The following is a 14619-nucleotide window of genomic DNA, read 5'->3' as shown; positions in this document are numbered from 1 at the left end:
AGTTCCGAAAAGGATGGTAAAATAACGAGAGGAGGAACATCCACTGGCGCAGAGCAGAATTATTTCATCACGACAACCGTGCCACAAATCATATCGTGCATCGCCTGGCGTTTTCTGGTGAAGAGAATCGTCACGGCACCGATGAAGAGGGTGTAGACCAGAATAAACTTCAAGAAAGTACGGGCTAAAATGCGAAGAAATCCAGGAGGATCACCATCTGTCCGTGATATTTCAGTGCGGAAGATGATCTTCCCCAGTGTTCCTTTGAGCGGACTGGATTCAAAAATAAGCTCATAGAGAAACGGTAAGAGAATCATGCAACCAAAGATCACCGCCAGAGGAGCAATCAATTCATTCATATTGTCCTGGATCAGTGTCATCATCTGCTCAGTCGCTGCCAGAGGATCCTCTACGTCAGGTTCTACAGCTGCCAGCTTATCAAAAACATCAGAGCTCAAGAGTGACGAACAGACGATCATTCCCAAGAAAGAACCGGCAAAGGCGAGTACCAAAAAAATGGCCGAATCGATTACTGCAGCCCCCCAGCGGCGGAGGATGCCTGCGACTTCGCCAATATCATGGAACGCATGCTTGTCACTTTCGGATTCCTGCTTGCGCACAGGTTTTGATTTAGATTTTGCGGGGGCCACCGCAGGAGCCACCGTAGGAGGAGTGGCGGTCTGAAACTCGACTCCCTGAAGACGTTGTGCCTCGACCCAATCCTGCATATTTTCCCGTCGGACTTTATCCTGAGGGGCCAGTTCTCCCCGAGCAGCCATTCTTCGTAGATCGGCGCTCGAAACAGGGCCCCCTTCTTCACCGGACTGCTGGTAGTACCACAATACTTTCGCCATTGCTTCACCTTCGTAGATGCGTTTCTGGAAATCAAATGAAAAAATGGTGACAAGACAACCTTGGCAAATGGTGAGTTCCAACTTTGACAGTCGGAACGGCCACAATGCTGTTCTAGTTGTGAGAGAGGGGAATTGCAGAACAGAAATCCGAGGACCGAGCCGGAAAACAAGAATTGCTTTCGCGAGAATTATCTCCGAATGATCAATCTGTTCTGCGAGACCAGCATCCTTTCGGAACGAGCGGAGATGATCAACTTAAACTCGACCTCATAGAGAGGCGACAAGCTTGTCTCGATTTTCTCCACCCTGCTTTTCACCATCCGGGGATCCGATGGCAATCCACTTCAGACTAACCTAATCAGGGATCAATTACTAGAACCGAACTCCTGCCAGTATGAATTCTCGGCGCCGCAACCAATTAGCCCGACCTGCCTTAACATTCCTGTTACGCAACGCCCGAAGAGAACGGGATCGTTCCTTCTTCCTCATCGGAATTGAAATAGGCCTTTTCGTCCGGAGTTCGATATTGGTCGATGATCGTTAAGATCGCCGGAAGAGCAACCAGCGAAACGAACATGCAACTGCCAATGCCAATCACCAGCACTTGACCGACGCTGTAAAGTCCTCGATGAGCAGCGACCATCATGCTGCCAAATCCAATCATCGAAGTGAAAGAGGTCAGCACGACGGCGTTCAACGTACTGGCGGAAATTTTATATCGTCCCGGATTCATCCGGAAATCGTGAATCACATGGACCCCATCGTCGACTCCGATCCCCAGCACCAACGGCAGGACAATCAGATTCGCCGGGTTCAGATCGACTCCAAGCAGAGCCATCAATCCAAACATCAGCAATCCCCCCGCCAGCGGTGGAAACATGGCAAGCAAAGCTTCCCAGCTGTTATGCGGATCCAGTGCAAAGGCAAAGGCGAGTGACATGATGGTAAAGGCAGATATTAAAAACAGCGGCGAAGAAGCGAAGAAGGCGTCCGGAAGAAACAACGCGGCGATACCGATCAATAACATCGGTGTCAGAAAGACGGCCCACTTCTGTCGCGCTTCCAGAAAATCGATCAACAAAACCAGACAGATGACGGCCAGCGAATAGAACGCCGCTATCTGATAGCTCTCGGAAATCTGCTGCGCCGCTTCATAGTTTTGCAGCGGCGTCCCTGTAATCAGCGGATCGACCGTACGAACGTCTTCCACAAATTGAGTTAACGGTTCGATATCCCAAACTTGCTCCTTCGGGTAGACCTGCAACAGCCATTTTCCATCCGGACTGAGAAACCGCGAACTGAGTGAATCGGGGAAGTCGGCCACACTGACAGGATCTGGATCGGAGACAGCGTACAGCCGATTCAGTTCGAATAGCAACGATTGCAGATTACGCTGCTGAAACTGAGCGAGCCAATCCACCTGTTGTTCTTGGGTTAACTTGGCAAGTCTGTTCCAGACCTGTCTCAGCAGGCGACGAGTCGAAAGTACCTTTTCAGAATCAAATGCCTGCCCTAACTGTTGATCGATCCGCAACGATAGCTGTTCAACCTGTTGCAGCGACGGTGGGGGCAATACGGGGGTCGCACTCGGTAAGGAGTTAAGCAGGGCTCTGTATCCCTGCACCAGTAATTGGGTCTTTTCCGCAGAATGAGGAGGAAGTTGAGAAGCCAGTTCCTGCACATGGGCGACCGAGGGAAGTTGTTCAAATTGTTGTTTCAAAACAAGAGCTTGTTCCGGGCTGTCGGCCAGAGAGACGGCAAACAGCAGGGAGTCTTTGGCTTTCTGAAAAATCCGTTTCTGCGTCTCCACCGACTCCAGACCATCCGCCTGCAGATTCAGCAGGTTGTAATCATACTTCACATTCAGCTCGAGTCCCTCTGCCGTCGGCGTAAACGCACTCGCACCAATACCTGTGATAATCGAGAGCGACAAAACGGCTACCGGGATAGGGTGTCGACTGAGCAGGCGACGAAACCGGGCTGCGTCATATGGTGACGGTAAACGTCGTTCGAGCAACTTCTGATCTGAAAACGCTACTAACGGGGGGATTACAATAAACGTAACCAGAGCACACAGTAGAATCCCCCCCGCTGCTATGAGTCCCAGTTCTGCAATGCCCAGAAAAGGGGTAAACGTCGCGCAGGCAAACGCCAGGGATGTCGTGAGCGCCGCTGTGATAATTCCGGGTCCCACGCTCTCGGACGTACGCACCAGAGAAGAAAACATTGGTCGCTTTTCATGGCGATATTGCAAGTACCGGCTCAAATAGTGAATCCCAAAGTCGATCCCCAATCCAATCAGAATAACGGCAAAGGAAACCGAAAGAATATTCAGATGGCCAATCGCGATCGTCGTATATCCGAACGACCAGGCCAGACCGACCGATAACATCGCCAGCGCAATCATGGGATGGCGGACACCCCGAAAGCCGATCAACAGGAGTAACCCGACTCCCAGGAAAGAGATAACCGAGGCGACAATCATGTCGGCCTGAGAGCGACGCATTTCGTCACTTTCAAGAACGGGAATTCCAGTCAGTCCGATTTCAAAATCGGAGTACTCCCGATCAACATCGGCAATCAGTTCTCGGAGTAAATCGATCACTGGTGCCGCCCCTTCAAACCCATCACGGGAATAAACAGGCTTGGCTTTCAAAAATCCCATCGTGCCACTGTCATTTAGCAGATAGACGATCTGATTGGCCTGCTGCTCTCGCATAGGATCGATCTCGATCACTTCCGGCCAGGGGGATTGGTAGTCTTCCCGATCCACCAGATAATGATCGAGACTCGCGAGCAGTTGATTTAATTCCGTGACAGCCTGCTGCTGGGTAGTAGCATCAGTCGAGCTGAGTTTCTGGCTGAATCCTCCGAGCAGACCGCTCAATCCCAGGTATCGCCAGTTCCCTTCCAGTGCGGGCCGAATTTCTTCCAGTCGTTCGAGCCCAGTCGCCAATTGCTCGGGCTGGAGGTAATACAAACCTTTTTTTTGCAAACGGCCAGGTTCAACCCGGTAGAGAACATCCGCAAATTGCTCGGGGCGGGCTTCAAGCCGCTGCCCCAGTTCGTCCAGGACCTGCTTGATCCGGTTGGGAGTTTCCCCTTCCACCACGACGACCAGATCCGAGTTGTCACCAAAGCTTTCTGTATATTGGAGCCACCGCTGATGAAAGGGGGCCGAAGGATCGATCAGGTCCGAGCGTTCAGTCTTGAATTTCAGAAAGCCGACGGTTAATCCGACCGAAACAATTACTGAAGCCAGCACCAGTCCGAGGGTCAGCTTCGGTTGCCGCAAGACGGAGATCGTCAAACGTCGCAACCCACTGCGCATCCAGCCGGGAGGTTCATAATTTGAGGGGGGCATCAATAACGACATCGAATCCGGTCGGCCAGTTCCAATATTTTTCGACTGTTTTCATCAAGGGAGAACATCCATTTTAGTCATACATCCCAGACAAACATAGCCGTGTTTTCCGAGACGCCCCTTAAGTGAACATAGGGACCCCGATGTAAATAGTTTCAAAACCCTCTGATGGGTAATATTAACTCTCTATTTGTATCGTCAAGCACAACCACAACCGGGTGTTGAAATGGCTTCTAAGTCCGCACGTTCATCTGTACCGGAGCGGGTGTAATATGTCTCAGCTTTACCATCTGTTCGATCAGCATAATCGCCAGTAGAAAGAGGTTTTTGATCCGTTCCTGATCTCTGAGAACCCCTTTGAGTGTAAATTTAAGCTGCGTGGCTCCCTCCGGAAATTTGGAGGAGAAGAAGCCTTTTTCCACATCGATCCTAAACTCAATCCACGAAAACATCAGAAACTTGGCCTGAATATCTGGATGGTTCAAGACCTCTCGGATGACGTTGATTCGATCTCCTTTGACGACCATCTTTTGGTCAAATCCCGGGTCTCCTACGTTGATATTCTGCATTCCCAGCAATTCACCCAACCGGGTGAATATACTGGCAGTGTAAACACGAAACCGAAAATCTTGCGGGTTCAAAAAAGGAACTCGCAACCGGGTATAACTGATGGAGGTATTCCCCGACGATTGTGTATAGGTATCGAGCGTCAGTTTCCAGTGACGATGTTCCTGCGTCAGAACTGCCGGTCTCCAGAACCCACCCTCGACGAAGTCGCCGCCGATATCCTGGGCAATTTCAGACCAGATCTTACGTTGCGATGGACCGAACAAGAATCTTTTCACTCGAATTTCTCCTCGCTTCGCCGCAGTAGCATGATAGGGGCAGGACCGGTTTTTCCAGTCGAAGCCATCCTGTGGGATAACGTCCTTATTCAGAACAAGGATCTTTAATCTCTCCCCCAAAGCACTTTTTTTAACGGATCGGGAAATTCTATCTATACAAAAAAACGCCTGCTCCGATTTCGAAGCAGGCGTTATTCAATTCAACTCAGACAGAAAAGCCGATCTAGAGGACTTTGATCGTCATCCAGCCGTTCAGGGCATTGATTTCCTGAATGTTCAGGCGGATGGGACTGCGTCCATCACGTTCGATCTCAACCTGACGAGACCGTTCCCGTGGTGGGAAGGCACTCATGATCCGTTTTTTGATCGCGTTAGACTGAGCGACATTTGCTCCGCCCTCACTTCTTACAGAGGGGGTGTCCGCTTCAATCAGGACTGTCTGGCTGTCTTTCATGGTGAAAGACAGTGGAACAGTGATGATCTGGGTTTCCAGGTCATCTTTGCCTTCACGCTGGAATCCGGCACGCACAATAAAGTGAGCTTCGTTATTCCGGAACTGAACGCGAATGGGGTCTTCAGCGTCAAAGATGAACACGGTCTCTTCATCGGCATCTTCTGAACCCTCTTCGACTGGTTCTCCTTCGGCATTGACGTCTTCAACCGGGAACTGGAAATCTTTACCCAGCCATTCGGAAAGATGCTCTTCGAGTTCTGTTTTGACTTCGGTTTCGGTCATCGTGCGACCGGCAAAGTTCAATTCATCCAGAATCGTGTTCACTGCAGATTCATGGATATGAACTGCTGCGCCCGAAGAAAGTGTGGCAGAGACGTTGGGTTGGTCGCCTGCGAGTTTGGAATCTTTCAGAAGGGTACTGGCCAACGTTAACACGGAATCCGTAGAACTGGTCGACTGTTTGGACGGATAGAGTCCTTTGTCTTTCAGTTTGGAAACGAGACTTTCCTGCAAGCTATTGTTGATCTTGCTGACCTGTTGTGAAACTTCCGAACGGAACTCAGGGAGTACTTCGTTCGTAATTTTATTCCGTGCCATCGAATCGGTCTGACCGCGGCGGGCAGCAATCGCCTCTTGTGCCCGGCGTCGTCCTGTACCAGCGAACAGAGTTCCATCCGCTTTCGTGTTAATGCTGGTCGTGTAGTTGTTCACATTAACATTGAAAGAAGGCTCGGAGTACAGGCTCAATTTGTCACCGTTAAATGTCAGTCGCTGACTGGCGGAGAAGGTGTGATTTCCACCCATGCCGATTCGTGCATCCGGAACGACTGAAACGGTATTCGTCCGCACGGTCCCGGAAAGTTGCAGTTCCATCTCAGCAATATTGGGATTGGGACGCAGATTAACAGAGGTGTTGTAGTTCGTCGTGGCCGTTCCCGAAACACGGGCGTTGCCGACGGTCTCACTGATGGGTCGACTGCGGGTCTGGGAGTTGGAAGCCATTTTAGACAGGAACTGCTCGGAAGCTTCGAACACCACGTTGCTATTCAAGTAATGCTTCTGCAAAGCAGCACGAACGAGTTCGCCACCATCCAGAGCAGTTTCACCAAAGGAATCGGCGTACTGACGGACAGCTGCGGCGTATTCAGCTTCGTTCGATTCTTCGTAACCTTCTACTGCGACCACAACGGCAGCCAGCTCGTCACGAAGTGCCTGGACATCGTAATCCTCGGGAGGAGGAGCATTCCAGACAGATAGCGTATTGTTGATTTCCGCTGCAACATTGTCGAATACCGGTTTGGTCACGAATGACTTCAGTTCGTCATCCAGTGAATCGCGTTGGTCGAAGACCGCTTTGGAAGCGTTGAGAGCTTCTGCTGCATTTTCAGAATCGACCGTCAAACCGGTGAGCGGATCGATTTTGAAGTAAGCTAACCAGCCCGTTCCCCGGGTACCGCGTGATTTCATATCGCGGGTCAGTGCTGAAACAGAATTCTGCAGACCGGCCATCGCATCTTCCCGTTGCTGTTGGGTGATGGAAGCAGGGTCGAGAGTTAATGTCTCCAAGGCTGCCCGGGCCAGATCGGCGCGACGGGAAACTCGACCGTACAGAACGGCGAATTCGCCGTGCAAGGCTCGGTAAGAGGGATTCTTCAGAGCCGAGCTCATGAATGCCAGGCGTTCATCCAGTTTGTCGAGAAGTTCTGTCTGCCCGGCGGCATCCAATTCGGGGTTTTCATAAAGGTCGGCCACCATGATGGCGGTCGCATCGGACCATTCTCGCCAGTTTTCCTGTTTGGCGGGAATAATTTCGAATTCATCCAGAGAGACGTCGTAAGGCGACATATCGGGAAGAATTCCCTGCAGACCGGCCGTGGGTGGCTGGAAAGCAGCTGCAATAGAAACCATACAGCTGAAGGCAACGATGCCCTTCAGCCACTTGAGTTGATGCATACGTGTGACGCGGTTCATTCCTGCTCCTTGTTCCTCGATGTCTTGGCGTCATGAAGCTACGGGGAGTAGCTGTGTGGTATGACGTAACAGTGTTGCGTGAAGTAACTGTCACCTCAGAGGGGTTTCTTCTCTCACGGAGAACGAAACCTGGCTTGCCCCGACGCTGTTGCACTGTCATAGGTGATTGCGCAACAGACAATATCGGAATTATCGGGCTTCTAGAAAGGCAGACGAAAGGAAAGTCTGTCTCCACTGGTGAAGTCCCGAAAAGAGGCCAACCAGAATCGAGGGGTAACAGTTGGGTAAATTTTGAGGGGCTCGCTAATACAATCGAGGCGAAAATAGTGGCTCTCGAATCCAAACTGCTCATGCGAGTGAACATGTCGAATTTCTATTCAAATCAAACCCGTGATCTTTCGCGAATACTTCGCTGAACAAAGACATTCTTATCCAGCATCGGCAAAAGAACACTCTGCCTATTCTGCTTCGATTACCCTGATTCTATAATTGGACCTGCAAAATAACAATTGCGGTACGATGGGGGCTTTTCTGAATTCGTAAACTCTTAAGATATCCCAAAACTCCTATTCCCAGAGATGACAGGTTCTTTTTCGTCAGTTCCCGAATCGAATTGAGTGGACGTCCCCACCCTGCATCGCTTACAACCGAAATGCATGCAGGCAGCATGAAAACAGCCTTTCGGTGGAATCGGGACACCATTTTCAAAAATCGAATGGAATTGCAAAAACAGGTCGATTGATGGAGCGACTCACAGAATCACAACAAACCGCCGTCGAACATCAGTTTGGGCCTCTGCTCGTACTGGCTGGTCCCGGTTCAGGAAAAACTCGCGTGATCACCCATCGCATCGCCCGATTGGTCGACCGCGGAGTCGATCCGCGACGGATTCTGGCGATCACCTTCACCAACAAAGCGGCCCGCGAAATGTCCGACCGGGTTCGTCGACTGGTTCCCGGTCGGCAAATGTGGATCAGCACCTTTCACAAATTCTGCGCCTACCTGCTCCGCCGCAACGCCCGCATGATTGGTTTGAAGTCGAACTTTACTATCTTCAGCACGTCCGATCAGAAATCGGTCCTCAAACAGGTCCTGAACGATCTCGATATCGACCCCGTCCATTACCCGCCGGGGAACATTCTAAACCAGATCAGTAAGGCGAAGAACGATCTCGTTTCGGCAAATCAGTTCGCTCGAAATTTCAACGAAAGCACGGGCGACCATTATCAGGCGGTCGTCGCGCGGGCCTTCCCCGAATACCAGAAGCTGCTGCTCCGTTCCAATGCCGTCGATTTCGATGACCTGTTAATGCACGTCGTCCAACTATTGGCCGAGAACAACGAACTCCGCGCCCAAATCGACGAGCATTATCAATACACGCTGGTCGACGAATACCAGGACACCAACCTGGCCCAGTACCAGTTGATCCGCATGCTGTCCCATGATCAACAGAACATCTGTGCCACGGGCGACCCGGACCAGTCGATCTATGGTTGGCGTGGCGCCCGCATCGATAATATCCTCCGCTTTGAACGAGACTATCCTGAATCGCAACTCGTTCGTCTGCAGGACAACTTCCGCAGTACTAAATCGATTCTAAAAGCGGCCGATGAATTAATCGCCCACAATGTCCAACGTAAACCCAAGGAACTGTTCACCAACAACGATGTCGGTAAACCGGTCGAACTTCACACCTATACCGATGGGCGAGAAGAAGCGGACATGGTTGCCGCGTCGATCAAACAACTGGCAGAAAGCGAAGGGGTCAACTGGTCGGACGTCGCCATTTTTTATCGGGTGAACGCGCTCTCACGGGAGCTTGAACTCGCGTTGACGCGTTGGCAAATCCCCTACCAGGTTGCCGCAGGGGTCGCTTTCTACGAGCGGGCAGAAATCAAAGACATGCTGTCGTATCTCCGTCTGATTTGTAATCCAGACGACTACGCCGCTTTCGCCCGAATCGTAAATCGCCCGACACGCGGTATTGGTAAACAGACACAGAACAAACTTCGCCGGTGGGCAGCACAGAACCGGTGGACCATGACAGAAGCGATCCACCATGTCGAAGAGCATCCGACCTTGAACAAGAGGGCGAAGTTCGCGCTTAAAAAATTCGGCGAATTGATGGATCACTTCTCTCTGGCCGACTCCGGTTCAATGGAACAATTACTTCGCTCCGTGATCGATCGCATCGGTTACTTGAAAGGGATGAAGTTTACGGAAGCGGATTACGAACAGACATCGAACATCGAAGAGCTCCTGACCGTCGCCCGACAGTACGACAAAGAAAACCCGGACGATCCGACTCTCGAAGGATTTCTCGAATCGACCTCACTTGCCTCCGATCTCGATGCCATCGATTCCGAGGCAGGACAGGTCACGTTGATGACCATGCATGCGGCCAAAGGCCTGGAGTTTCCTCACGTTTTTATCATTGGAGTCGAGCAGAATCTGATCCCGCACGAGCGGGCACTCAAAACCAACGACGCCAGCGAATACGAAGAAGAACGCCGTTTGCTCTTTGTCGGTATCACCCGCGCCGAACGTGGCCTCGTCCTGACACAAACGCGCCAACGTGCTTTCCGTGGGAAAACACTGCATACGATCCCATCCGATTTTGTGCGGGAGATGTCGCTCGAACAACTGAATATGGCCTCCGGCTTTGGGACGTCCACCTCGTCACAATACGATCGGGACTGGAGTCGCCCTAAAGAACCCGCACACGACTGGAACGAACTCTCTCAGGAAATCACCGTCGACAATCTGCATCTGCTGGGAGACAAACTGGACGCTTTAAAAGCAAATCAACCGAGTGACTTGAACAGTTCCTCTGCGGAAGAGCCCCCACTCGATCCGGGAAGTTTTCATTTCGATGTCGGTATGCAGGTCCGTCATCCCCGCTACGGTCGCGGCAAAATCGTCCACGTCTCCGGTCCAACTTCCAAAGCGACCGTGACCGTCGACTTCGTCAGCGGAGAAGTCGGCAAAACCTTCCGAGCCGATCGCTGCCCCCTGCAACCCATCGGCATGCGATGATTCGGAGTAGTTCGAAACGGCCTCACGACGATAGATTCTCAATACAATAAAATATGGGCGAGAAGTATGGGCGAATTTTCCGGATTGGCTTCACCGGTCGATTCGATCATCCTTTTTATGCGACTGTTGGACAGGGCCCATTCGAGGTGATTGTTCCAACCAACTCTTTCTGTACTCTTTTTGGTCTATTTACTGTATTTCGTGGTTCCAATATTCGAATTTCGTTCGATATTAACTGTAGACCGACTAATTTGAACGAATTCAGGAGGATCGAAAGTATGCCACCCCGCAAGCGACCACCGCCCGGTTCGAAATTCACGACAGAACCTCGACAGGATCTTAGTCGTCATTACGACCCGTTTCTGTATTATCTGGAAGCAGAATGCGGGATGGCAAAAAACACGATTTCGGCCTACCGGACCGACGTCGGCCGTTTTGTCGACTGGTACAAAGTCGAAGGCCCGAACCAGATCAATGAGATCGAACTGAATCTGTTCTCTCGCTACATTGAGCACCTGCGCGATACTAACCTGAGCGCAACCAGCATTGCTCGACACTTGATCTCCATCAAGATGTTCTTCCGCTATATGGTACTGGAAGGGGTGATCCTCGAAAGCAAAGCGGAACTGATTAATTCACCTAAGCTGGCTCAGAAACTTCCATCTGTCCTCAGCCCGGAGCGTGTCGACCAGCTGCTCGAAGCGCCCAACCACGAAGACGCCTACCCTCTTCGCGACAAAGCGATCCTTTCTGTACTCTATGCCACCGGATGCCGTGCGTCGGAACTCACCGGCTTGAAGCTCCGCGATCTTTACCTGGAAGAAGCTTATTGCCGCTGCCTCGGTAAGGGGAGTAAAGAGCGGATGGTGAATTTGAACCCGCGAGCGATCACGGCACTCAAAAAATATCTGAAGTTCGAACGCCCCCCCATGACCCGTCGCGAAGATTCAGGCTATCTCTTCGTGACCCGATCCGGGAAGAAGCTGACTAGAGACGTCGTCTGGATCATGGTTAAGCGGTACGCCACTCGAATCGGAGCGAAAGGCAATATCAGCCCGCACACCCTCCGACATAGTTTCGCGACCCACATGCTGGCCCGTGGAGCCGAAATCCGCGCCCTGCAGGAACTCCTCGGCCACGCCAACATCAGCACAACGCAAATCTACACCCACGTCGACCACACCCGTCTCAAGAACGTGCATTCGGCCCATCACCCACGGGGCTGAGTTGAATAACAGTGAACTCAGGCAGCACTTGATCTGTCGATTAAAGTCGTCGTCCTAAAGGATTCCCTCCTTTGACTGACCAGCTCTAATCCAGTGCACAGTTCCAGTAGTCTTTTTCAACGGACGCAATCAGGTATTGAAAACACGCCTATAATAGATTGTTATCGGCAGGAACAGACACCTAAAGGGAGAGAATCGACTCGGTGGTCTCTGCCCCACCATATCACCCTGCCCACTGCATCTCTTCTTCCTTCGGTTCTTCATCGGCGTCCAGCGCGAGTAGGTGGTCGCGTTGGAACAGCTTGTTCATTAATAGACGGACGGGAACCAACAGAGCGATGAAGAGCGGGAAGAGGATCTTCAGGTACTGTTTATCGCTGAGGTTGACCAAACAGAGCACCGTCAGACAGGCAAGCTGAATGATGGTAAAGCGGTGAATCGTTCTGGGAGGAACGCGGCGCATGTAGTGGGTTTGGGGATAGAGATTCGAATCCATCACCAGTAGACCCAGTCGTTCGAAGAACTGATTCCCAAACAGAGAAACCACACCCATATACAGGAAGAGACCATACAGGACAGACAGAGGTGTAATCTGTAGGTAAGGCAATAAGAGTATTGAGAAGCCGATAAAGACATGGATCACCAGACCAGTCAGACGGTTTTCATTGACGTGAATCACCTGCTCTTTGGTTTCAGCATTGGGAGAGACCACTTCTTCGACTGTCGCCAGTGCCCGAACATGGGCCAGTGATCGAACCGTCGCCGCGACAAGCCAGGGAAGTCCGAACAGCGAACAGACGCCCACCATCAAACCGATTAACAGCAGGTCGTAATGATAGGCAGACCCCTTCTTCATTTTGAGGTCAGGGCTGTTAAGAAGACGAGAAGTAATATTCTGTGATAACGCGATCAATAATGCCGCCAGCAGAGCCGGTCCCGCCGCCGCCATACGCAGCCAACCGGGTGTATCAAAGGGATTAACCAACCAAGAGCGACCCGAAGTGGTATTAAATCCGGCCGGGGCGGTTAATTTATGAAGTTCGACTTCACCACTCCACATCCAGGCTATCGCGATCATGATGCCCATCGCGATAGCAGGACCAAAATCGGCCAGGAACTCTCGAATATACGGAACCAGATACCGACTCCGTCGCATTCGCATTAACGACATGGCGATATAGAATGTGCCGAGTGCGAGGAGAAGTGACAGGAATGAGGTGTCGTGTGACCGGCCCCCGTTCTCGAATCCTTCATTAAAGATGGCGAGCAGATTGCGCACAGATTCATAAATGAAGATGAGAGACATCAGCGCGGCGAAGATTTCATCCGTAAAGCGCGTAAAGAAGCGCATCAGACAACTTGCTTCAGTCACTGCGAAAAGAAACAGAAAACCAGCCGTCCAGAAACCAACCCAGGCATAAGCAGACAGAAACTGGACATCCCAACTCTGGCATAAGTCATACAAAATCTTGGTGAAGACGAGCATCGGACCGATCCCACCGAGAATCGTCATCGGTTGTCCACCGATTAGCGCGTAGATCACGCCGCAAGCGGCGGTCGCAACCAGCATCTCCACGGCACCGATACTGCCATCGGTCTGCTGTCCCATAATCCCGCCGAAGGTAATCGCCGGAGCCAGGCAGGCAAAGAACAGGAAGACAGAGGACGCGATCGTCTTGGCATTCAACCCATCGACAAAGTCACTCACGTAATGTGGCACACGACGTTGCACGTCCTGGATGATTCCTCCGAGGAATTTCCCGGAAAAATGCATTCCTTCCGGTATTTTGGCCTGAGCACTCGCCTCGGGCGAATTACGCAGAACAAAATGCTGAAAGGCATCAGCCAGTTGCTGTTCATTCAGAGCCGCTCCCGCTTCATAACGGAACTCATCGTCCGACATCAGCTGAGCGATTAAAGTCAGCGCATCCAGATGTTCCTGAACCGCATTGGGCGGACCAAGTAATACGCAGACAAATCGGGTGGGAATTCGGTCGGGAGCACCCAGGTTGAGGGAGTGTTTCAGACGAACGAAGACCACCATTGGACGGGGGACGCCCTCCAGGTAGGCGTGGGGAACCGCAACTGCGTGCCCAATGGCCGTCGAGCGAATTCGTTCCCGCTCCATCAGACTTTCCAGCAAAGCGGTCTGATGAGCTTCCTCAACATGATCATGATCGACGATATACTGGACTGTCTGCTCGAGCACGCTTTTCATATCACGTGCGTCGAGATCAAGCAGGAAAAGCTTGTCGTCAATAATTTGCTGCATCAATTCCATCATCATCCTCCTGGTCATGACGTGCTCCTTCCACCGATGGCGAAAAGAATCGGCCGTGACCGTTTGAACCGAGCCGAGTGAGCGCGAGTACTACCGGTTCTCTCAGTACATTTCTCCGCGAATGGTCGCGTAAATTGTTACGGAGATGGAAGATATCCACAAGTTGAGATGATCATTTTCGATTACGAAAATGAGAGAGGACGCAATTTTTGGCTTCAGATAAGACTCGATTGATATTCAAAGAGCCAGATTTTGTCTTGGAGGCAGTTTCGAAACTGTTTAAGTAGAGTGAAAAGCCAGGTGAGTTGCTCGAAGCCACGATAGAGTTGAGTGTAATACTCGTAGTGCACGACCAGCCGACAAGGGGACTTCGGTCAGCTGATCGTCCGTTCGACTTTCCTGCGTTTAAGCCAGAGGTATAGGATTGAACGATCCTGAGTTGTTTTCTTCTGTCGATTCTTCTTGTGTCGCGAGGCCAGAAGCCATTGATCATCACTGAGTGTCGTTGTATAGAGCCTCCTGAACGCTGAGAGATAACCATGAAATCAACAGGCCACCAAACTGTTCACTAATCTGACGGTTTCAGTA

At 51.4% G+C, this 14619-nt stretch carries 7 protein-coding genes; 2 read left to right on the top strand and 5 right to left on the bottom strand.

Features of this window, described 5'->3' with window-relative positions:
• Nucleotides 1-59: 59 nt before the first annotated feature.
• The 4 genes from Pla110_RS01130 to Pla110_RS01115 all read right to left on the bottom strand — a co-directional run bounded on the left by Pla110_RS01130 (nucleotide 60) and on the right by Pla110_RS01115 (nucleotide 7488).
• Entirely contained in the window at nucleotides 60-854 is a 795-nt protein-coding gene (locus tag Pla110_RS01130; RefSeq protein WP_144992353.1) for an RDD family protein, read from the bottom strand.
• A gap of 445 nt (nucleotides 855-1299) precedes the next feature.
• Nucleotides 1300-4230 carry an MMPL family transporter gene (locus Pla110_RS01125; protein WP_144992351.1) on the bottom strand — a complete coding sequence of 977 codons (2931 nt, stop codon included), beginning with the start codon at nucleotides 4228-4230 and terminating at the stop codon, nucleotides 1300-1302.
• A gap of 221 nt (nucleotides 4231-4451) precedes the next feature.
• Nucleotides 4452-5063 (bottom strand): hypothetical protein, encoded by a 612-nt coding sequence (locus Pla110_RS01120; protein WP_144992349.1) that lies wholly within the window; start codon nucleotides 5061-5063, stop codon nucleotides 4452-4454.
• Nucleotides 5064-5286: 223 nt separating this feature from the next.
• Complete coding sequence (locus Pla110_RS01115) at nucleotides 5287-7488, bottom strand: hypothetical protein (protein ID WP_144992347.1); 2202 nt, start codon at nucleotides 7486-7488, stop codon at nucleotides 5287-5289.
• 741 nt (nucleotides 7489-8229) lie between these two features.
• Between Pla110_RS01115 and Pla110_RS01110 the strand changes: the two genes are divergently transcribed.
• Nucleotides 8230-10524 (top strand): ATP-dependent helicase, encoded by a 2295-nt coding sequence (locus Pla110_RS01110; RefSeq protein WP_144992345.1) that lies wholly within the window; start codon nucleotides 8230-8232, stop codon nucleotides 10522-10524.
• A gap of 278 nt (nucleotides 10525-10802) precedes the next feature.
• Nucleotides 10803-11750 carry a site-specific tyrosine recombinase XerD gene (gene xerD / locus Pla110_RS01105; RefSeq protein ID WP_144992343.1) on the top strand — a complete coding sequence of 316 codons (948 nt, stop codon included), beginning with the start codon at nucleotides 10803-10805 and terminating at the stop codon, nucleotides 11748-11750.
• Nucleotides 11751-11973: 223 nt separating this feature from the next.
• Here the strand turns inward: xerD and Pla110_RS01100 are convergent, their stop codons facing one another.
• Complete coding sequence (locus Pla110_RS01100; protein ID WP_197440423.1) at nucleotides 11974-14049, bottom strand: PTS sugar transporter subunit IIA; 2076 nt, start codon at nucleotides 14047-14049, stop codon at nucleotides 11974-11976.
• Nucleotides 14050-14619 lie beyond the last annotated feature (570 nt).

It is taken from the genome of Polystyrenella longa, assembly GCF_007750395.1.
GTDB classification, from domain to species: Bacteria; Planctomycetota; Planctomycetia; order Planctomycetales; family Planctomycetaceae; genus Polystyrenella; species Polystyrenella longa.
This window is presented reverse-complemented; position numbering and strand designations above follow the sequence as displayed.